This is a genomic window from Erythrobacter sp. KY5 (assembly GCF_003264115.1).
GTDB lineage: Bacteria > Pseudomonadota > Alphaproteobacteria > Sphingomonadales > Sphingomonadaceae > Erythrobacter.
Genome location: NZ_CP021912.1, coordinates 2,029,470 through 2,049,565, shown reverse-complemented (window position 1 = coordinate 2,049,565; position 20,096 = coordinate 2,029,470). Strand labels below are relative to the sequence as shown.

21 protein-coding genes and 1 pseudogene are annotated in these 20,096 nt (G+C 58.9%); 14 read left to right on the top strand and 8 right to left on the bottom strand.

Annotated features, from left to right (window positions below):
• Nucleotides 1-118 precede the first annotated feature (118 nt).
• From CD351_RS09675 to ribH, 4 genes and pseudogenes are all read left to right on the top strand, one after another.
• Nucleotides 119-1,621, top strand: a complete 1,503-nt coding sequence (locus CD351_RS09675; RefSeq protein ID WP_162627683.1) for a DUF3336 domain-containing protein — start codon at nucleotides 119-121, stop codon at nucleotides 1,619-1,621.
• Between the two features lie 87 nt (nucleotides 1,622-1,708).
• Nucleotides 1,709-1,978: pseudogene (locus CD351_RS15950) on the top strand (3,4-dihydroxy-2-butanone-4-phosphate synthase); the annotation flags it as partial.
• Nucleotides 1,979-2,668: 690 nt separating this feature from the next.
• Entirely contained in the window at nucleotides 2,669-3,916 is a 1,248-nt protein-coding gene (gene ribB, locus CD351_RS15945; RefSeq protein WP_234027297.1) for a 3,4-dihydroxy-2-butanone-4-phosphate synthase, read from the top strand.
• Between the two features lie 6 nt (nucleotides 3,917-3,922).
• A complete protein-coding gene (gene ribH, locus CD351_RS09665; protein ID WP_111992455.1) occupies nucleotides 3,923-4,342 on the top strand; it encodes a 6,7-dimethyl-8-ribityllumazine synthase in 420 nt (139 codons plus the stop codon).
• Between the two features lie 165 nt (nucleotides 4,343-4,507).
• On the opposite strand, the gene CD351_RS15715 is transcribed toward ribH, so the two are convergent.
• Nucleotides 4,508-4,663 carry a hypothetical protein gene (locus CD351_RS15715; protein ID WP_162627682.1) on the bottom strand — a complete coding sequence of 52 codons (156 nt, stop codon included), beginning with the start codon at nucleotides 4,661-4,663 and terminating at the stop codon, nucleotides 4,508-4,510.
• A gap of 317 nt (nucleotides 4,664-4,980) precedes the next feature.
• Here CD351_RS15715 and CD351_RS09660 point away from each other — a divergent pair, with 317 nt between their 5' ends.
• Nucleotides 4,981-5,592, top strand: coding sequence for a winged helix DNA-binding protein (locus tag CD351_RS09660; RefSeq protein WP_111992454.1), 612 nt, complete (start codon nucleotides 4,981-4,983; stop codon nucleotides 5,590-5,592).
• A 79-nt stretch (nucleotides 5,593-5,671) separates the two neighbouring features.
• Here CD351_RS09660 and eno read toward each other — a convergent pair whose 3' ends face one another.
• Nucleotides 5,672-6,961, bottom strand: a complete 1,290-nt coding sequence (eno, locus tag CD351_RS09655; RefSeq protein ID WP_111992453.1) for a phosphopyruvate hydratase — start codon at nucleotides 6,959-6,961, stop codon at nucleotides 5,672-5,674.
• Nucleotides 6,962-7,152: 191 nt separating this feature from the next.
• Here eno and CD351_RS09650 point away from each other — a divergent pair, with 191 nt between their 5' ends.
• The 6 genes from CD351_RS09650 to CD351_RS09625 all read left to right on the top strand — a co-directional run bounded on the left by CD351_RS09650 (nucleotide 7,153) and on the right by CD351_RS09625 (nucleotide 10,082).
• Nucleotides 7,153-7,767, top strand: a complete 615-nt coding sequence (locus CD351_RS09650; protein WP_234027096.1) for a hypothetical protein — start codon at nucleotides 7,153-7,155, stop codon at nucleotides 7,765-7,767.
• Between the two features lie 48 nt (nucleotides 7,768-7,815).
• The gene (locus CD351_RS09645) at nucleotides 7,816-8,262 is read left to right on the top strand and encodes a phage holin family protein (RefSeq protein WP_111992452.1); all 447 of its coding nucleotides are present in this window, start codon (nucleotides 7,816-7,818) and stop codon (nucleotides 8,260-8,262) included.
• Complete coding sequence (locus tag CD351_RS09640; RefSeq protein ID WP_111992451.1) at nucleotides 8,259-8,639, top strand: hypothetical protein; 381 nt, start codon at nucleotides 8,259-8,261, stop codon at nucleotides 8,637-8,639. Before CD351_RS09645 ends, CD351_RS09640 begins: the two co-directional genes overlap by 4 nt.
• Nucleotides 8,629-9,246 (top strand): hypothetical protein, encoded by a 618-nt coding sequence (locus tag CD351_RS09635; protein WP_111992450.1) that lies wholly within the window; start codon nucleotides 8,629-8,631, stop codon nucleotides 9,244-9,246. The genes CD351_RS09640 and CD351_RS09635 overlap by 11 nt, the downstream gene beginning before the upstream one ends.
• Nucleotides 9,247-9,344: 98 nt before the next feature.
• Entirely contained in the window at nucleotides 9,345-9,575 is a 231-nt protein-coding gene (locus CD351_RS09630; RefSeq protein WP_111992449.1) for a DUF4170 domain-containing protein, read from the top strand.
• A gap of 18 nt (nucleotides 9,576-9,593) precedes the next feature.
• Entirely contained in the window at nucleotides 9,594-10,082 is a 489-nt protein-coding gene (locus CD351_RS09625; protein WP_111993692.1) for a GNAT family N-acetyltransferase, read from the top strand.
• Between the two features lie 19 nt (nucleotides 10,083-10,101).
• Here the strand turns inward: CD351_RS09625 and greA are convergent, their stop codons facing one another.
• The 6 genes from greA to carA all read right to left on the bottom strand — a co-directional run bounded on the left by greA (nucleotide 10,102) and on the right by carA (nucleotide 16,782).
• Nucleotides 10,102-10,578 carry a transcription elongation factor GreA gene (gene greA, locus CD351_RS09620; RefSeq protein ID WP_111992448.1) on the bottom strand — a complete coding sequence of 159 codons (477 nt, stop codon included), beginning with the start codon at nucleotides 10,576-10,578 and terminating at the stop codon, nucleotides 10,102-10,104.
• Nucleotides 10,579-10,698: 120 nt separating this feature from the next.
• Nucleotides 10,699-14,022 carry a carbamoyl-phosphate synthase large subunit gene (carB, locus tag CD351_RS09615; protein ID WP_111992447.1) on the bottom strand — a complete coding sequence of 1,108 codons (3,324 nt, stop codon included), beginning with the start codon at nucleotides 14,020-14,022 and terminating at the stop codon, nucleotides 10,699-10,701.
• Entirely contained in the window at nucleotides 14,022-14,549 is a 528-nt protein-coding gene (locus tag CD351_RS09610; protein ID WP_162627681.1) for a hypothetical protein, read from the bottom strand. Before CD351_RS09610 ends, carB begins: the two co-directional genes overlap by 1 nt.
• Nucleotides 14,546-15,124: a carbamoyl-phosphate synthase large subunit gene (locus tag CD351_RS09605; RefSeq protein ID WP_234027095.1), complete on the bottom strand. Its 579-nt coding sequence runs from the start codon at nucleotides 15,122-15,124 to the stop codon at nucleotides 14,546-14,548. The genes CD351_RS09610 and CD351_RS09605 overlap by 4 nt, the downstream gene beginning before the upstream one ends.
• Nucleotides 15,125-15,171: 47 nt before the next feature.
• Nucleotides 15,172-15,600 (bottom strand): hypothetical protein, encoded by a 429-nt coding sequence (locus tag CD351_RS09600; protein ID WP_162627680.1) that lies wholly within the window; start codon nucleotides 15,598-15,600, stop codon nucleotides 15,172-15,174.
• Nucleotides 15,601-15,603: 3 nt separating this feature from the next.
• A complete protein-coding gene (gene carA, locus CD351_RS09595; RefSeq protein WP_111992444.1) occupies nucleotides 15,604-16,782 on the bottom strand; it encodes a glutamine-hydrolyzing carbamoyl-phosphate synthase small subunit in 1,179 nt (392 codons plus the stop codon).
• Between the two features lie 148 nt (nucleotides 16,783-16,930).
• On the opposite strand from carA, the gene CD351_RS09590 reads away from it, so the two are divergent.
• The 3 genes from CD351_RS09590 to dnaG are packed head-to-tail and all read left to right on the top strand — an operon-like array spanning nucleotide 16,931 to nucleotide 20,052.
• Nucleotides 16,931-17,380, top strand: coding sequence for a GatB/YqeY domain-containing protein (locus CD351_RS09590; RefSeq protein ID WP_111992443.1), 450 nt, complete (start codon nucleotides 16,931-16,933; stop codon nucleotides 17,378-17,380).
• Between the two features lie 9 nt (nucleotides 17,381-17,389).
• Entirely contained in the window at nucleotides 17,390-18,151 is a 762-nt protein-coding gene (locus CD351_RS09585; protein ID WP_234027094.1) for a hypothetical protein, read from the top strand.
• Between the two features lie 47 nt (nucleotides 18,152-18,198).
• On the top strand, nucleotides 18,199-20,052 hold the full coding sequence (gene dnaG, locus CD351_RS09580; RefSeq protein WP_111992441.1) for a DNA primase: 1,854 nt from the start codon (nucleotides 18,199-18,201) through the stop codon (nucleotides 20,050-20,052).
• The last annotated feature ends 44 nt before the right edge of the window (nucleotides 20,053-20,096 follow it).

Sequence of the window (20,096 nt, the reverse complement as noted above, 5' to 3'; positions counted from 1 at the left end):
CGATCAGATTAGGCGCGCTGGGCTTTTTCGTGCTATCCGATGTTGCAGCGCAGCATGTACACGTCGCCTCGGTGCCGTTTAGCATTCATGCATGTGGGAACACGAAGGGAATTCAGCGATGCGGCTCGATAAGTCCAGCCTCGAGAAAGCGATGAAGCAGGCTGAGAGCTACGATCAGTGGGCCGGTTACGCCAAGCTCCATGACGAAGTGACCGGCAAAGACAAATGGCGCCGCTTTGAGCAAAGCGAGCGATATGACTTCGCTGCAATCCGCTCACGCCTCAATGAATTGCGTCTGCTGCGCGAGCGCGCCGATAATCACGAACTCCTCTTCGCACTTCACGAAGGCATTCACGGCAATCTTGGGGGAATGGGTAAGCCTTCCATGTTTAGCCACGCCAAATTCGGCACCAAGAACCTGATTGAGGATTACATCGAAGAGCTCGCGCTCGCGCTTGAGCACCTCGCTTCACCCGCTGCCGACGATATCGACCTGAACGAGCGGATCGAATTCTTCCACCGCGCCAGCGACTGTTTTGGCCATGCGGCCTTCATGATGAGCGGTTCCGGTTCGCTGCTGTTCTTCCACATCGGGGTGGTCAAATGCCTGCTCGAGCAGGACCTCTTGCCTCGCGTGATATCCGGTTCCAGTGGCGGAGCAATTGTCTCCGCGCTCATCGGCAGCCGCACGCGCGAGGACGCGTTGAAGCTGTTGTGCGCAGAAAAGCTGTTCGCGCTCGGAGACGCATTGCCCTCCATCAATCCCGAAGCCGGATCGCGCATGTTGATGCCCCCTGAAGAGCTGGATGAGTACATAAATGCCGGGATCCCGGACCTGACTTTCGATGAAGCCATGAAAGTGTCCGGACGCGAGATCAGCCTTTCCATTGCGCCGGCCGAGCCGCGCCAGTCTTCTCGCCTGCTCAACGCGATTACCACGCCAAACGTCTACTTACGTGAAGCCGCGAAGGCATCGGCAGCGCTGCCGGGCGTCTACCCGCCGGTCGTGCTTGCTGCGAAGAATGTCCAAGGTATGCGACAGCCCTATCTTCCGGGAAGCCGTTGGGTGGATGGCTCGCTCAGTCAGGACTTGCCGGCCAAGCGCCTGACGAGGCTGTATGGCGTCAATTATTTCATCGTAAGCCAGACCAACCCGGTCGCCATGCCGTTCGTCAACACCGACAAGGGAACCGGCACGCTGCGCTCCAAACTGTTCGATATCAACTTGCAAGGGTTCAAGCTGGCATCGAACGCCTGGTTCAACATTCTCGAAAGACCTTTATCTTTGGCGAGCAAGCAGCTCTATAATATGGCGAAAACCGCTAACGGAGTAATTCAGCAGAACTATACCGGCGACATCAACATCGTACCTGCTTCGCGGGTTCTGAACCCCTTCTCCGCCCTTTCCCAACCCTCGCTTGATCGTGCCGCGAAGCTCATCCTTGAAGGCGAGCGAGCAACGTGGCCGTTGGTCGAACGGATCCGCACGACGACACGCATCAGCAGGTTGCTCGAGACTATCATCGCCGACCTCGAGGCCGAGCGCGCAAGCCTGGGTCGAACGCGCCGAAAACAAGTGGCCGCTTCGACCAAGGCACGGCTGAAAGCGGCAAATGGTTAGCGCTTTGCTCCGCCAACAGGTTACTGCGAGGTAAAGCCGCCCCTGCGTCAGTAACCCCTTAACTTCTGACCAATTACGCCCCTAGATATGGGGCGCTGGCTGGCAATCTGGAACATCATTCTCGTGATGTCTGTGCTTGGGGAAGTAGCCCCCGGCCATGCGCAATCGAGCGCCGTTTACAACCGGCAAGCAGATGCCCCGACCATCGCCGCGTTCGCTTCAGACAACACCTCATCGATTGATCGGCATTCTGGGCGCACAAACGCTGTCCGCGCCGCGATTTGGGCAGCGTCGCAGCAGACTGGCGTCGACTATCGATACCTGCTTGCGAAAGCTCAGATAGAATCGGGCCTCGATCCGGAGGCAAAGGCGCGTGGATCAAGCGCTTCTGGCCTGTTTCAATTCATCGAGAGTACGTGGCTGATCAACTTTGATCGCCATGGGTCGCAATCCCCCGCGTTAAACCTGATCACCGGCAAGGATTCTAAGGGTGGATTATCGCGCCAAGCCAAGCTTGCGCTTCGGGATGACCCACGCATTGCGGCCATGATGGCGGCGGCATACACGCTTGAAAACGGGCGCGCGTTGCGCGGGGTATTGGGCCGCGAAGCGGTGTCGCGTGAACTTTATCTCGCACATTTCCTCGGCACGGGTGGTGCGAAGCGGTTCCTCACGGCCTGGCTGCGCAACCCGCACACATCTGCAGCAGCACTTTTCCAACGTGCAGCCCGCGCAAACCGGCCAATCTTCATTGAGCGAGGCGGACAGATGCGGTCGCTCGATGCGGTTCTTCGACTTATTGACGTCAAACTTGAGAGGGCATCGGCGGTTGCCGGTTCTGCCGAGCCAACTGCTCTACTGGGAAGTGACTTTCACGCAATATATCAGCGTTTTGATGAGCAAATCGCACAAGACTTCGATATCGAAAGTGACCGAAAAACCAATAGCGATCAACATTCGAGCTCGCCAGCTCTGCGAGTCAGCACTGTGACGCGCCATCACATTCGCAGCCCTTGCGATCACATCATAATGTGCTATTCAACGCCAATGAGCACATCAACCATCACACAAGTCCGCGAACTCGTCGAGTCGGGTGCATACACCAAAGCTGGCATCGCCCGTGCCGCTGGCCTGCATGCCAACACGCTTCGCGACGCAAGCGAGCCGGACTGGAACCCAACCGCTGAAACCCTTGCCAAGCTTCAGAGATTCTTGGACGCCAATGATGACAGCCCCGTGCTCGTCGGGATTGAGGAGATCATCGATGAAGCGCGCAATGGTCGCATGTACATCCTTGTCGACGACGAAGACCGGGAAAACGAAGGCGATCTGATCATTCCGGCGCAGATGGCGACACCTGCGGCAATCAACTTTATGGCCACCCATGGAAGGGGCCTGATTTGCCTCGCTCTCGACAAGGGCCGTGTCGACCAGCTTGGCCTTGATCCGATGAGCCGGAACAACAAGGAAAGCATGCAGACGGCTTTCACGGTCTCGATTGAGGCTAAAGAGGGCGTCACGACCGGCATCTCAGCGGCGGACCGTGCTCGAACGGTGTCGGTGGCGATCGATGCAACCAAAAGTGCCGATGACATCGTGACGCCGGGTCATGTCTTCCCACTTATGGCCCGCGATGGCGGTACACTCGTCAGGGCCGGCCACACTGAAGCTGCTGTCGATATTTCACGGCTTGCCGGGCTGAACCCGTCCGGAGTGATCTGCGAGATCATGAATGAAGACGGGTCGATGGCACGGCTCGACGATCTGGTGGATTTTGCGCGCAAGCACAGCCTCAAAATTGGCACGATCCGGGATCTCATCGCTTACCGTATGCGGAACGACCACTTGGTCGAGCGCATCGATGAACGCAGCTTTGAAAGCGATTATGGTGGCCAATGGCGCATGATCACATACGTGAACAAAGTGTCGGGCGGAGAAGCATACGTGCTTCAGAAAGGCCATGTAGTGCCCGGCGAGCCGACCCTTGCTCGTGTGCACCCGATCTCGGTGTTCGACGATGTTCTGGGACAGCCCGGCCCCCGCAAGCGCACTCTTCAGCGTGCCATGGGAGCTATCGGAGAGCACGGTTCAGGCGTTATCGTGATTTTGACCAACCGGATCGGCAGCGATGAATGGACCCGAGACGAGCAGGATCGCAATATTGGCATCGGCTCGCAAATCCTTGCCGATCTTGGTGTCCACGATATGGTGCTGCTCAGCAACTCGCGGCCCGAACTCGTCGCTCTCGATGGTTATGGCCTCACCATAACCGATCACATGCCGATCCCGGAGTAAGCCAACATGGCAAAATTTCTTGTAGTAGAAGCGCGTTTCTACGCGCACCTTAATGACATGCTCATTGCAGGAGCGCGTGGCGCGCTCGAAGCAGCGGGCCACGACGTGGAAGTCTTAACGGTCCCCGGCGCGCTCGAAATTCCCGGTGCCATCGCGATGGCGGCCGAGAGTGGCGAATACGATGGTTTCGTAGCCATCGGTGCCGTCATCCGTGGCGAGACCTATCATTTCGAGATCGTGGCTGGAGAAAGCGCTCGCGCAATCATGGCGCTGACGATGGACGGTATCGCGATTGGGAATGGCATCTTGACGGTCGAGAACGAAGACCAGGCGCTTGTTCGCGCTGATCCGCAGCAGAAGGACAAGGGCGGCGAAGCAGCCAAGGCCGCCATCGCTCTGCTCGATCTGGCGGCGCGCTATAACTAGGTATTAAAACGGATACAGTTTTAGAGAAGGCGGAAGTATTTCCGGAATTGTCATCGGGTCGCGACCGGCTGGCCAGTTCGCTCAGGTTGGCACGACATATGGGATACGAATGTGCTTCACCTGGATTTGGACGAACTGGACGAGCTGAAAAGCAGCATCGTCACGTTAGAGAATGTTCTGCGTGCGCTTGATCGAATAGGCGCAGGCATCGCGGCCATTCACGTCGATGCTGCCATCAACCAGCTCAAGAATAATCTCGAGATCGTCGCGGAAGACATCGGCAGTTCCGGACGTGATCTTTTGTCGTGCCCCAGTGAGCATCGGCTGAGTTCGCGATAACCGTCAACGCGGCTCCGCTCAGCAAGTTTTCCCCTTCATTAAAAGTACTTACGGGCTAATCCGTAATGAACTTCGTGCCAGCGTAATCTAGATGATCGATCGGGGCCTTTGATCACGAAGATCAGCCAGTTTTGGTCATCGCCCCAGGGGGAGGTCATCATGGCGCTGTCATTGAACCGAATGCTTAATCGAAGCAGCCGACCGAACGAATCGGCAAAGTGTGGCGCTGCTTCGGATTTGCGGGATCACCATATCGGTGTGTCCAAAACACCTCTTCGTCGTTGGGCGTGGAATCTCGCATGAAGGAAGGCACGGACAACCGCTTCCTGGCAAAGATCGCCGCTCGGGAGCGGACAGACATGATCCGGCAGGAGGCGAACCTCAGCGAACTTGCCAGACAGCTCCGCGCCATTGCTGAGACGCTATCGGCGGCTGAAACGTCCGAGACAGGTATCCGACGCACCGCTAGCCTCACCGGGGTTCCGAGCCTAGACCATGCCAGAATTGCCGGTGCGCAATTTGATGCCGGCTATGGACAAACCAACGGCTTGAGAGAGATCCAGCACTTGCGGACCATTTACGCCGAGTTTGCGCGCGAAGCCTACACAATGCGCCGCAGGCGTGGGACAATTTTCGATAATCAGGAACTCTTCGGGGAACCTGCCTGGGATATCTTGCTCGACCTTTACATCGCACATGTCGAAAACAAGACCGTTTCCGTCTCAAGCGCATGCATAGGGTCCGCGGCCCCTCCCACAACCGGCCTCCGCTGGCTTGGTGTGTTGACTGAAGAGGGACTGATCGTCCGCGAGCATGACCCCGAAGACCAGAGGCGAGTTCTGGTGCGCCTCACGGAACGCGGCCTTGCAGCGATGGACGAGCATTTTGCCAGCGCGGGCCCATCTGCCTGATGACCCGAAACCCTCAGCGCCCGGACCTCCTACCCTCACCCCTGAAATAAGGAAGGTTCGGGCGCGCTTTTTGCTGGGGTCAGGCTGAAAGCGAACCGAAACAGGCCCGCCCTGCATACTCGGCGCTATCGCCCAACTCTTCCTCGATGCGGATCAGCTGATTGTATTTCGCCAGCCTGTCGGAACGGGCGAGGGAGCCTGTTTTGATCTGACCGCAATTGGTCGCAACCGCGAGGTCGGCAATCGTTGCGTCCTCCGTTTCGCCTGAACGGTGGCTCATCACGCTGGTGTAACGGGCGCGGGTCGCCATATCGACCGCAGCGAGCGTTTCCGTCAGTGTTCCGATCTGGTTGACCTTGACCAGAAGGGAATTGGCCAATCCCTTCGAGATACCATCGGCAAGACGATCAGGGTTCGTTACGAACAGATCGTCGCCGACCAACTGGACCCGGTCGCCGATAGCCTTTGTAACGGCTGCCCAACCTTCGAAATCGTCTTCGCTCATTCCATCTTCGATAGAGCGAATGGGATAGTCATCGCACAGCTTGGCGAGATAATCGGCCATGGCTGGCCCATCGAGGCTGAGCCCCTCCCCGGAAATCTCGTACTTGCCGTCGCGGAAGAATTCGGTCGCGGCGCAATCAAGTGCAAGAACGATATCTTCGCCGGGCTTAAAGCCGGCTTGCTCGATCGAGGCCATGATGAAGTCCAAAGCTGCGCGAGTGCTTGCAAGATCAGGCGCAAAGCCGCCTTCGTCACCGACGCTTGTCGCAAGCCCTTTATCGGAAAGGCCCTTTTTGAGCGTGTGGAAGATCTCCGAACCCCAGCGCACGGCCTCGGCAATCGAGTCGGCGCCGACCGGCATGACCATAAATTCCTGAATGTCGATCGGGTTGTCTGCATGTTCGCCGCCATTGATGATGTTCATCATCGGCACTGGGAGAACATGCGCAGCAACGCCGCCGAGATATGAATACAGCGGCAGGCCTCTGGCGTTGGCCGCCGCTTTCGAAACCGCAAGGCTCGTGCCCAAGATCGCGTTCGCACCCAGGCGACCCTTGTTGTCAGTCCCGTCAAGAGCGATGAGCGAAAGGTCGATATCGCGCTGATCTTCGGCATCGAACGCCCCGATCAAAAGGTCGCGTATCTCAGTGTTCACGGCCTCAACCGCTTTGAGAACGCCCTTCCCTTTATACCGGTCCTTGTCGCCATCGCGCAGCTCGACCGCTTCATGGGCGCCCGTCGATGCGCCTGAGGGCACAGCGGCACGTCCGAAACTGCCGTCGTCGAGCAGCACGTCCACTTCGACCGTGGGATTGCCGCGGCTGTCGAGAATTTCGCGTCCGTGAATGTCGATAATGGCGGTCATGTTTGCGCTCCGGGTCGAAAGTGTTGTATAAGCATAAGACACCCGGAGAGCTTTGTTTCCGGGCGGCCGCTGCGAATTTCCCGGCAACCCCTATGCGCCGGACGAAGACCGTGCAAGCGACCTTGGAACACAACAAGCATTTGCGTGTATTCTTTATGGAAATACCCGCAAAGGAAGGGCAGAAGACATTCATGGCTGACAGCAAAACCACCAAAACCCCCGCCAAGACCTCGGCAAAGGGTTCGACCCGCAAGGCCACTGGCACCAGCAAAGCAGCGCCGAAGAAGACGGGCGCGACGGCTGCCAAGGCTGTAGAGCCTGAGGCAACGACCGGTACCGCCGAAGCAAAAAGCCGCTTTAACGCCGCTCTTGAAGAAGCGAAGGCTGGCGCTGCGGCGCTCCGTGCTGAAGCTGGATCGCGTGCTGGCGAATATCGTGTTCAGGCAAAGACCAGAGGAGATGACCTCGTGAGCGAAGCCAAGGCATATGGCGACAAGGCCCGCAACCGTGCCGGCGAACTCGCCGTTGAAGCAAAATCTGGCGCAAGCGACGCCATCTTGTCGCTGGGCAAGGTTGTTGGCGAAACGGCGGAACAGATCGATGAGCGCTTCGGTGAGCAATATGGCGATTACGCCCGTTCCGCTTCGCGCAGCCTCGCCGAGACATCTGCAAAGCTCGAATCGAAGAGCGTTGAAGAGCTCAGTGACGATGCACGCGAGATGGTTCGTAAAAGCCCCGGCGTTGCAGTCGGCATTGCAGCCGTCGCCGGTTTCCTGCTTGCTCGTCTCTTCCGCGGTTCGCGTTGATCGACTCCAACCGCACTGTGCATGGTAGGGACACCAAGGGGGCGTTGAATGGATGACGCAGACCGGCACCCGGGCGTGGGCCTCATAGACGGCGGCGCGCCCGATCCGGCAAGCGATATCGAGGCATCGCAACCCGACGATGGCGAGACTGAAGAAACGCTGGTCGAGGAAGCCTCCGCGATCATCGATGATGCTCGCAACTATGCCGAAGCCGAAATCGCGTTTCAGAAAACGCGAGCGAAACTTGCGGGGCGCTTGGTCGGTGCCTCGGCGGGCCTCGTCATCGTGGCCCTCATCCTTCTGCACATAGCCCTATTGGCACTAGCCGTAGGTCTCGTGATTGCCCTTGAACCGATCGTCACCATCTGGGGCGCGATAGGAATAGTCGTGGGCGGGATGCTGCTCATTACCGGCTTGCTTGGGTGGATGGCGCTGAAACGCGCCCAGAAGTTGAGCGCTCTGTTCTCATCGTCGGAAAAGATCGAAGACCAATGAGCAAGCTTGAAGAACGCCTTATCCAAGACCGCGAGATGCGCGATCTGGCCCGCGCCAACCTGATGGCTGATATCGAGCATGCGAAAGAAGCGTTCTCGGCAACAGGCGTCTTTGGCCGCGTCGGCGGGCGTATCGGAGATGGCGCGAAAGATGTTCTTGAGGTCGCGAAATTTCAAGCAGAGGATAAACGAGGCATCCTGGCGCTGCTGATTGGTGCGATCCTGTTGTGGCTTGGTCGTCAGCCAATTCTCGAAGCGCTCGGTCTCGAAGACGAACTCGACAAGGGTCAGTCCGACACTGCTGAGAATGCGGATCCCCCCTCCCCGAACCCTAACCACGACAAAAATGACATTTCCGGAGAAAACCATGAGCGATGACCCCACCCCTTCAGTCGACACCGGAGACACCCGCCGCGACGAACTTCGGATGAAGATCGAAGCCGGCGAGCGGCGCATCGCTGAACGCGACGCTGCGGATCAAATCAAAGAGGCCGCGCAGGCTGCAGCCAATTATACGCGAGAGAACCCGCTGACCGTGATTGGCGGCGCAGTGGTCGCAGGTGTTCTCATCGGTCTGATGACGTCGCCTGGACGGCGCGTCGCGAGCCGGGCAGCAACGGGTGCAGCAACTGCAATCGGCACAGCTGCCACCCGGTCGCGACGCGCGGCGGAAGATCTTGGCGATGAAGCGGCGCATGTCGCACGCGAAACCAAAGCCGAAGCATCGCGGATCAGCAACTTCATGCAGGACGCAATCGTTGCGTTCGGTATCAAGCTTATCGATGATTTTGCCGGTGCGGCCCAGTCAGGTCAGGATGCGATTGAGGACATAGGCGAAAGCGCGGGCGCAAAAGCCCGGCGCCTGCGACGCGAGGCAAGGCACTTCGCCGCAAATGTCGCGGATAGCTCGCTGACGACTGGTCGCCGCACCCGTCGACGTGCCGAGCGGGCCGTCCGGGACCTTACCGGGCGTAATCGCGGCTGAGCGCAAACCCGCCCTCCGGGTTGAATTGCATGCGCGGTCCGCTAAACGAGCGCGCATCGGCGCTTTGCTTGCGCCTCCACTCCCCAGGGATAATCTAAATGGAAGAAACCACCCCAGGCCAAAAGCTTCACCTCGTGATGGGTGGACGGGTTACCGACCCACGTGGCCACGAATTCGCAGATCCGGAAAGCCTTCATGTCGTGGGCGTCTATAGTTCATATGACGCGGCGGTGGATGCCTGGCGTTCGCAGGCCCAGCGCACGGTTGACGATGCCGAGATGAAGTATGTCGTGGTGCACATACACAAGCTGCTGACCCCCGACGCCTGAATGATTGACAAGGGCATCATGGCCTACGCCATCCGAGATTACCGCGATGGCGATGCTTCTGCCCTCGCCGATCTTACACTTGCCGCCATTCGCGGCGTCGGTGCTTATGGCTACTCTCAACAGCAGCTAGAAGCATGGGCGGCGCGCCACCCTGGTCCTGAGCGTTTCAGAGCCCGCAACCAGCAAGGGCATCGCATCTTCGTGGCAGCGGACGCTGAAGATCACGCCGTCGCCTACACCCTGCTTGAGCCAGACGGGCACTTGGACATGCTGTATTGCCACCCCGATCATACACGGCGGGGCCTCGCGGACCAGTTGCTCGCTCACAGTGAGGCATTCGCGCGCAGCGAAGGCATGAAGACGCTCTATACCGAGGCAAGCGAACTGGCCTGGCCGGCATTCGAGCGCGCGGGATATCAGGTCATGCACCGGCGCGACTTCGAAATCCCATCTGGGGATGAAGCCGTGCCGATCCATAATTACGCGATGGAGAAGCGCCTCGGTTGAGACACTTAGCAACGCTTGATCAGATAAATTCGATCTTTTCGACGAGGTAAAACTTGTCACCCGAAGGGACAGTAACTTCAATCTCGTCGTCGACCTGCTTTCCGATCAACGCACGTGCGATTGGAGACGAATAAGATATCCGGCCTTTCGCAGCGTCTGCCTCGGTTTGGCCGACAATCTGATACTTCACCGGCTTGTCGTCTTCATCGAGCAGAGTGACGGTCGCACCGAAAATGATCTTGTCGCCCGAAAGAGTCTTGGGATCGATGATCTGCGCCCGGCTGATCTTGTCCTCGAGATCGCCGATCTGGGCTTCGACCTGACCCTGGCGCTCCTTGGCGGCGTGATATTCGGCGTTTTCCGACAGGTCGCCGTGCGCGCGAGCTTCCTCGATCGCGTCTACGATGCGCGGCCTCTCTTCACGAAGCGCCTTCAAGTCAGCGGTCAGACGCTCATAACCCTCCGCGAGCATCGGAACCTTTTCCATCGTTGCCATTCCCGTTTCTTTCTACCTTGCGTCCCCATCGACAATTCCACCGAGGAAACTTCGACCGTAGCCGCCTCTATCTGAGCAGCCATATTGCAATCGAATTGTCGGGAGGGACGGCGTGAATGCTCAGCTATAATAGTCTTGCAATGAACGGACTTCAAGTTGCGAAGGTTTTATAGCCGAGATTGCCGCTGCTGCCGCCTTGGATGCAGCCGCAGTTGTATAGTACGGAACCTTCTTCTCAAGAGCCGTCGCGCGGATTGATTTGGAGTCGAGCAGCGACTGCCAGCCTTCCGTAGTGTTGAAAATCAGCGACACTTCACCGTCGATGATTTTGTCAACGATGTGCGGTTGGCCTTCGGCAACCTTGTTGACGCGTTCGACCGAAAGCCCTTGCTCGGAAAGATACTTCTGCGTCCCCGATGTCGCGATGATGTGAAAGCCGTGCTCAATCAATTGTCTAACTGCCGGCACGATCGCCGCTTTGTCCGAATTCTTGACCGAAACAAAGACGGTCCCCTCCGAAGGAGGCACCATCCCCGCACCGATCTGTGACTTGAAGAATGCGGCCTCAAACGTTCTGTCGATGCCCATGACTTCACCAGTGGACTTCATCTCTGGCGACAGGACGGGGTCTGCTCCCGGGAAGCGGCTGAAGGGGAACACTGCCTCCTTGATCGCCATGTAATCGAGATCGCGCTTGAAGGGTTCGAAATCAGCCAGCATCTCGCCGGCCATGACGCGGGCAGCAATCTTCGCCACCGGTTGGCCGATGGCCTTGGCGACGAAAGGCACTGTGCGACTGGCGCGCGGGTTGACCTCGATCAGGTAGACTTCGCCATCCTTCACGGCGAACTGCACATTCATCAATCCCCTGACGCCAAGTGCATGTGCGAGGGCCTCTGCCTGGCGCTCCATTTCCTCGATGATTTCGGCAGGAAGCGAATAGGGCGGCAAGGTGCACGCGCTGTCGCCGGAATGGACCCCGGCCTCTTCGATATGCTGCATCACTCCCGCAATGCGTACCTCTTGGCCATCGCATAGCGCGTCAACGTCGCATTCGATCGCGTCGCGCAGATACTGATCGACCAGGACCGGGCTCTCTCCAGAGACCGTCACAGCCGTGTTGATGTAGTCATCAAGCTGCGCTTCGGAATCCACGATTTCCATAGCGCGCCCACCCAGCACGAAGGAGGGGCGCAACAGAACCGGATACCCGATCCGAGCCGCCACCGCCGCCGCTTCGTCGCGGGTGTACGCAATGCCGTTGTCGGGTTGCTTGAGCTTCAACTTGTTTACCAGCCTGGCGAAGCGTTCGCGGTCTTCGGCATGGTCAATCGCATCGGGGCTGGTGCCAAGAATGGGGATGCCCGCATCTTCGAGCGCCTGCGCAAGTTTTAGCGGTGTCTGGCCGCCAAACTGCACGATCACTCCAACCAGTTCGCCAGCCTGTTGTTCGACGCGCAGGATTTCCAGCACATCTTCACCGGTCAGCGGCTCGAAATACAGACGGTCGGAGGTGTCGTAGTCGGTAGAGACTGTCTCTGGGTTGCAGTTGACCATGATCGTCTCAAAGCCCTGTTCGGCCAGTGCGAAACAGGCGTGGACGCAGCAATAGTCGAACTCAATCCCCTGTCCGATCCGGTTCGGGCCACCGCCAAGTATGACGATCTTGCGCCGGTCGGAAGGCATCGCCTCGTCCTCTGGTTCGCCAAAGCTGGGAGCTTCATATGTCGAGTACATATAGGGCGTGATCGCCTCGAACTCGGCAGCGCAGCTGTCGATCCGCTTGAACACGGGCGTGACGCCAAGCTTGTGGCGCAGCTTTCGAACCTCCTCCTCGCTGGTGGCACCCGCCATCGCCTGGAGCGCGTCGTGCAGCAAGCCCGAACGTTTCGCCTGCGTTTCGCCCATGCCGCCCGCCACGCCCACGGAACGCACCGCAAGGGTTGCAAGTCGTTTATCCGAAAAGCCCATGGCTTTCAGTCTTCGAAGCGAAGCCGCGTCGCGGGGCAAACCGTCGGCCTGTACCTCGCGCTCTGCTGCAACGATGCCTTCGATCTGGCGCAGGAACCAAGGATCGTAACCGGTCACATTATGGATGTCCTCAACGCTCAGACCTTCGCGCATGGCTTGCGCTACTTTCAGCAACCGATCGGGCGTTCGGCGTGAGATGGCGGCGTTGATCACGTCGCGATGAACCCCTTCGAGTTCCGTCACGCGGTTGAACCCATCCAGGTCCGTCTCAAGCCCGCGCAAGGCCTTCTGAACACTTTCCTGAAAGTTGCGACCGATTGCCATTACTTCGCCAACTGACTTCATAGCAGTGGCAAGCAGCGGTTCGGCGCCCTTGAACTTCTCGAAAGCAAAGCGAGGGATCTTGGTGACCACATAATCTATCGTCGGCTCGAAGCTCGCTGGGGTTGCGCCCGTGATTTCGTTGGTAATCTCATCGAGCGTGTAGCCGACCGCCAGTTTCGCCGCGACGCGCGCGATGGGAAAGCCGGTTGCCTTGGATGCGAGCGCTGATGAGCGTGAGACGCGCGGGTTCATCTCGATCACGATGAGGCGACCATCCTTTGGATTGACCGCGAACTGTACGTTCGAACCGCCTGTTTCCACGCCGATTTCGCGCAAGACCTCAATCGAGGCGGTGCGCATGATCTGGTATTCCTTGTCCGTCAGCGTCAGCGCCGGCGCCACCGTGATGGAATCGCCCGTGTGCACCCCCATCGGGTCGACATTCTCGATAGAGCAGATGATGATGGCATTGTCGGCCCGGTCGCGTACGACCTCCATCTCGTACTCTTTCCAACCAAGAAGCGACTCCTCGATCAGAACTTCGGTTGTGGGTGACGCATCGAGGCCCTCGCGAACGATCCGATCGAATTCTTCCTTGTTGTAGGCGATCCCGCCACCTGTACCGCCAAGGGTAAAGCTGGGACGGATGATAGATGGGAGACCCGTGCGCTCTAGCACCTCGCGCGCTTGCTCGACCGTATTCGCCACACCGCTGCGCGCGCTTTCGAGGCCGATCTTGTCCATCGCCTCGCGGAACCGCTGGCGGTTTTCGGCCTTGTCGATGGCGTCAGCCTTTGCACCGATCATCTCGACCCCGTGCTCCGCCAGCACACCCATTTCATCGAGCTTCAATGCGCAATTCAGCGCGGTCTGCCCTCCCATTGTCGGCAGAAGTGCGTCGGGCTTTTCCTTGGCGATGATCTTGGCAACGATTTCCGGCGTGATCGGCTCGACATAGGTCGCATCGGCGAATTCCGGGTCGGTCATGATCGTCGCCGGATTGGAGTTCACCAGGACCACCCGGTAGCCCTCCTCTTTCAGCGCCTTGATCGCCTGCGTGCCCGAATAGTCAAATTCGCACGCCTGACCGATGATAATCGGACCAGCGCCAATGACGAGGATGGAGGAAATGTCGGTACGTTTGGGCATCAGCTCTTGTTCTCTTCTGGTGTGCTGCTGTCGTCTGTAACATCGCCGGATGCGGGAACTGGCGCGAAAGTAAAGCTTAGGAAACGCATTCCAGAGAGCTGCTGTTTGCAGCCCTCGGAGAAAACGTCCTTCAGGGCGATTGGCTCGCCCTGAACCCGGTAATAGGCTGGGTCGGCGCCCAGGAAAAAGGCGCCCTTTCCATCGACATTCATTTCCAGGAATCTTCGTTTTACATAACCCGGAGCTTCGAACCCTGAAACCTGGACCGAACCCTTCTCATCGCCCTGATCAGGAACGGTCAAATCCTTGATGTCGTCGAAGCCCATCTTGGTAATATCGAACGTATAGGTCGGACGGCGCTGTTCATCACTGTCCAGCAAGTCGAGGACACCCTCATGATATGTTGAGCGCACCCGCTCGATGCAGGCATCGATTTCCTCGACACCCACTCGCGGGTCCTCATCGTTGAACAAGTCGCAAGCCGAAAGGCTGGCAAGCGACAGGAGAGTAGCGGCGACCCTCATCATCCTTCTTCTCCCATGTTCGGTTCGAATGCGTAGGTGATCTTGGTGTAGCGATAGACGTAAGGCAGTGGGTCGATCGTCGCGATCGAGTTGCCGTAAATGAAGGTGCAATTGCGGCGAATGTCGATCAGCCGCTGGCCATCGCGCACAAGGATGTAGCTGAGCACGTAATGCTCACGCTCACGCGGGCGGCGTCCGACCACGTCGAGCTGGCGCATCGTGTCGGAGTAATCGCGCAATCGGTCCTGATCTCGGTAGCCCTGCTGCGAGCGTGTGTCGGCGACTGTCGCGTGGCGCGCATCTGGGTCGAAGTCTGCTTCGCTGAAGAACCCGTCCGCGGCGACGATCCGGCAATCCATGCGGCCTGCGACCGGCTTGCTGGTGTCCTCCCGAAACAGGATTGGCCGCCAGAATGCGAGCACAGGCAGACCGCTCTTGCCCGCTTCGATCGTGATGCCGCCATCGCCTTGGAACGCCACGCCATCGACGATCTCAGCGCCGGGCCATTCGGAGGACGGCGGCGGCGTCATCGCCGGATTTTGGGCGATCAGATGCGACAAAGGAAGCGGCGCAGCCATTAGCGCGAAGCCTATCGCAGTCCGTTGAAATTTGCGCTTGTATGCCGTCATAGGTCTTCGAAAGGCTCAACGGCCATTGTGACGATTTTTACCGAACCACAGGTTGGTGCGACATCCGCGATGTTCCTCGGCTCGGCATGGTGTTTGATCAGCAATGTCGAGTTATCCCGCCATTCAAGGTCAATCTCCGGTTCTCCGTGAGCCCAAAACGCCCTGCAACTAAACCAGGCCGAGTCACTTGGAACCCAATTGCTCTTAACGAAGACAAAGCGTTCGAACCTGCTAATGGCGCCAGCGTCAGTAAACTGGACTCTGGCCTCGCGACCTCCGTCAGGGGACTTTGTGCGTTCATAAACAGTTGTCTCGGCATTTGCGATCAGCAACGCCCCCAGAAACAAACCGGGAGTAATCAAAATCAGGCCCACGATGAGGACCACACAGCCGAGGCCGCCAAAAATTTTGAGCCAATTGCTCACTCTCTACCCCAGCCCCCCGACGAACTTCTCGAAGAGGTAAAAACTATCCTGCGGCCCCGGCGACGCTTCCGGGTGATACTGCACGCCGAATGCATTCTTGCCCTTCACTGCGATCCCGCAATTCGAGCCGTCGAATAGGCTTACATGCGTCTGTTCGAGCGTGTCGGGCAAGGTGTCCGCATCGACCGCGAAGCCGTGGTTCATGCTCGTGATCTCGACGAGGCCCGACGTCTCACCCCAGCCCTCGCCCACTCGCTGCACCGGATGGTTCGCGCCGCGGTGGCCCTGGTGCATTTTGGTTGTCTTCGCGCCCGCCGCCAGTGCGAGCATCTGGTGGCCGAGGCAGATGCCGAAGATCGGCATGTCCGCATCAAGCAGCGCCTTGATAACGGGCACCGCATACTGGCCGGTCGCCGCCGGGTCGCCGGGACCGTTGGAGAGGAACACGCCATCGGGCTTCAAGGCCATGATATCGTCGAAGCTGGTGCGAGCGGGCACGACTGTCACCTTTGCCCCCGCCTTCACAAGGTTGCGGAAGATGTTGTTCTTCGCGCCGTAATCGATCGCCACCACATGCGGTCGATCCGACGTGCCCTCGACATAGCCAAAGCCGAGTTGCCAGTGACCCCCCTTCCAGTCCTCTGCCGCCTCGCGTGAGACGTTGGGGACGAGGTCAAGCCCCTCAAGCCCGCTCCAGTCCTGCGCCTTGGCCAGCAAAGCGTCGATGTCGAACTCACCCGACGGCGAATGCGCAATCACCGCGTTTGGAGCGCCATTCAAGCGAATACGACGGGTAAGCGCACGGGTGTCGACGCCCGACAGTCCGATCTTGCCGTGGCCCGCCATCCACTGAACGAATTCGTCGCGCGCGCGGAAACTGGAATGCGGGGTCACTTCCTCGCGAACGATGCAGCCCAACGCACCAAGCCCTCGGCTCTCCACATCTTCCTCGTTCGCGCCGACATTGCCGATATGCGGGAAAGTGAAGGTGACGATCTGGCTGTCGTAAGAGGGATCGGTCATCACCTCCTGGTAGCCGGTCATCGCGGTGTTGAAACAAACCTCGCCCACCGCATCACCGACAGCGCCAAAGCCCTTGCCCCAGACGACCGTTCCGTCAGCCAGAACAAGACAACCCGTCGCACCTTTTGGCTGCGCAGGACGAGAGGGAGCAGAAGCCATTCGGGGCTCTCCGTTGAAGGTGTTTCCAGCAATGTCGCTAAGTCTCATCCGCTAGGCTTGCGCATCCCCTGCGTCAACCTATCTCGCGGGGGATAGTTGAGCTATTGCGCCGACACCGACAAACCATCCACAAGAAAGACCATTTGCCATGATCCGGGACGACATCAAGGCCGCCACCATCACCGCCATGAAGGCGAAGGAAAAGGAGCGCACCGCGACGCTTCGCCAGATCAGCGCCAAGATCAAGGATCGCGACATCGAAGAGCGCACCAGCGGCAAGAACATCCCGGACGACGAACTCGTCACCAGCGTTCTGCAAAAAATGGCGAAGCAACGGCGCGAATCGATAACCATGTATGTTGACGGTGGTCGTGAAGAATTGGCCGAGAACGAACGCGCCGAACTCGAGATAATCGAGGAGTTTCTGCCTCAGATGATGAGCGAGGAAGAAACCAGGTCCGCTATCGCCGAGGTCAAGGCAAGCATTGGCGCCGATTCCATTAAGGATATGGGCCGCGTCATGGCGGAACTAAAGGCTCGCCACGGAAGTAAAATGGACATGAGCACCGCGAGTGCTCTCGTCAAAAACAGCTTCTAGGAGCCTCAAATGTCCACCCGCCGTTTCGCTACTGCCCTTGTCGGGGCATCCTTGCTCGTCCTCGCTGCCTGCGGTGGTGAGAACGGGGACACCGCCGAGCGCGAAGTCGCTACCACCGACGGTGAAGCGGCAGCGTTGCCCGATGCTATCGATCCGGGCGACTTCGGCGAACTCGAGCTGGGCGCGAAGATCGTCGGACCGCAGGGACCGGAGGTGAAGACCTCGCTTTCGAATGAAGCTGGCATCCTTGCCGACATCACATCCTATGTCGCCTGCCCAGCTGGAATGGAACAATGCGATCCGGCCAGTGCACCCGAAGGCACGGTCTACACCTATGTCCACACGGTCTATCCGGGCGAAGACATGGACCCGGCCACGGGCGCAGGCGACGGACCTGACGATATCGACGTCGAGATGGCGACCGCCTTCAAGATGATCGCGCCCGCTCTCGGTTTCACCGGCAATGCGGGCTTCTCGAAGGCCGGTGCGGTCGCAGCCGCGGGTGATAGCGTTCAGGTCGTCATCACATGCGACGACACGGGCGCGCTCATCTGGACAGTGAATGCGGGCGACGGCGGAAACCAATGGGAAGACGCTGAGCCGCTTACCTTCTACTGGCAATTGACCCTTCCACCGGCTGGCCCAGCCCCGCACTACGAAATCCGCGCAAATGGGGTTAGCGGTACCGGCAACGGTCCCTATCCCGGCGTCGATCCCGGAGCCACTAATGCATGCGCGGCTATCAATGCACAGGCTGCTCCACAAAGCTGAGGCGCCTGCTTCTTGAATGATGCTCGCGCTGGGCGCACAGTCCAACAATGGCAATCACCCCGCAATGGAAAGACGAGCTGCGCGCGCGCATTACGCTGTCGAGCGTGATCATGCGCACGACCAAGCTCACCCGCGCGGGTCGTGAGTGGAAGGCGTGCTGCCCCTTTCATGACGAGAAATCGCCGAGCTTCTACGTCAACGATCAGAAGAGCTTCTATCATTGCTTCGGCTGCGGCGCGCATGGCGACGTCATCAGCTGGATGACTGAACAGCGCGGGCTGTCCTTCATCGATGCTTGCAAGGAACTGGCGTCCGAAGCAGGCATGGAAGTCCCCGCGCCTGACCCTGTCGCAGCGAAACGCGCGGAAAAGCGGGCCGAACTGGTGGACGTCACCACCGAAGCGCAGGAATGGTTCGTTCAAAACTTGCGTGAGGAAGTCGGGCGAGAGGCGCTCGACTATCTCAAGAAGCGTGGGCTTAAACCGGAAACGCTGCGCGAATTCGGCTTTGGTTACGCGCCAGAGAGCAAGCAAGCTCTCCCCAATGCCCTTCCCCGTTTCGAAGACCAGATGCTCGTCGAAACCGGCATGCGCATCCGCACCGATGACGGCACGACCTACGACCGCTTTCGCGGCCGCGTCATGCTGCCGATCCAAGACGCTCGCGGTAGGGTGATTGCGTTTGGCGGGCGTATCCTCGGTAAGCGCGAGGGCGTGGCGAAATACCTGAACTCGCCCGACACGCCGCTCTTCGACAAGGGGCGCAACCTCTACAACATTCACCGCGCCGCGCCCGCTTCGCGCCAATCGGGACGGGTCATAGTCGTCGAAGGCTATATGGACGTCGTCGCGCTGGCCCAGGCCGGGTTCGAGGACGCGGTCGCCCCGATGGGCACCGCGCTCACCGAGATGCAGCTCGAGATGCTGTGGCGAATGGTCGAGGTTCCGGTGCTTTGCTTCGATGGCGATGCAGCGGGACAGAAGGCCGCGATGCGCGCTATCAGCCGGGCTCTGCCAATGCTCGCGCCCATGCGCTCGCTCGGCATTGTCACTTTGCCAAGCGGTCTCGATCCTGATGACCTTATCAAGGAAAAGGGCGGAGGAGCGATGGAAAAGCTGCTCGCGCAGCCTGCCAGCCTGCTCGATTTCCTCTGGGATGCGGAACGCCACGCTCAGCCGCTCAGCAGTCCGGAATCGAAAGCTGGTCTAAAGGCGCGCTTGATGGCGCATGTCGATACGATCGAGGATCGAGACATCCAGGCACTGTATCGCCGCGAATTGCTCGACCGATTTTCAGCATTTGCGTTTCCCCCGCGCGAACCCCGCCAGCGACAACAGAAAGGCACCTGGCAGAGCTTCAAAGCCACACAAAAGGGCCTTTCCCCAGAAGCCAGGTCCACGTTGCAACGCGCTATGGGAGGCGGTCAGCGAGCAAGTCTGCAGTCCGCTGTAATTGCCGGACTGGTCCGCTTCCCGGAAGAGATCGAGCGCCATTCCGAAGCGCTAACCCGTTTGGCCAGGCTTGACCCAGAAGCCGCACCTGCAATCGAATCGTTGATTGAATTGTCAGAAACGCTTGATTCGCAGGCACCAAGCGCCATATCTGACCGGCAAGGCTATCCTGCCCCACCGGAAGACCAACGTTTCGCCTTCCTCAGAGAAGGCACACCACCCGGTGAAGCGCGCGAGGAATTGGCCGAAGCTGTGTCGCTCTTGGCGCAAAAGCCGGCGCTCGAAGCCGCTATGGCGGCGACGATAGCCCGGTTTGATGAGGATCCTGAGGGTTCCTTTGCTGAACAGGCGCGCTTGCGAGAACAGCTCACGACAGTTGAAGAGCGTCTGAAAGCCTTCGGGCGCAAAAAGGCCGGTAGTCCGGCTGAACAGGATTGGGCCAGCGACTGACGCTGGCGTGGGATTAAACCTTACGCGGCCTCACTCAAACGAGG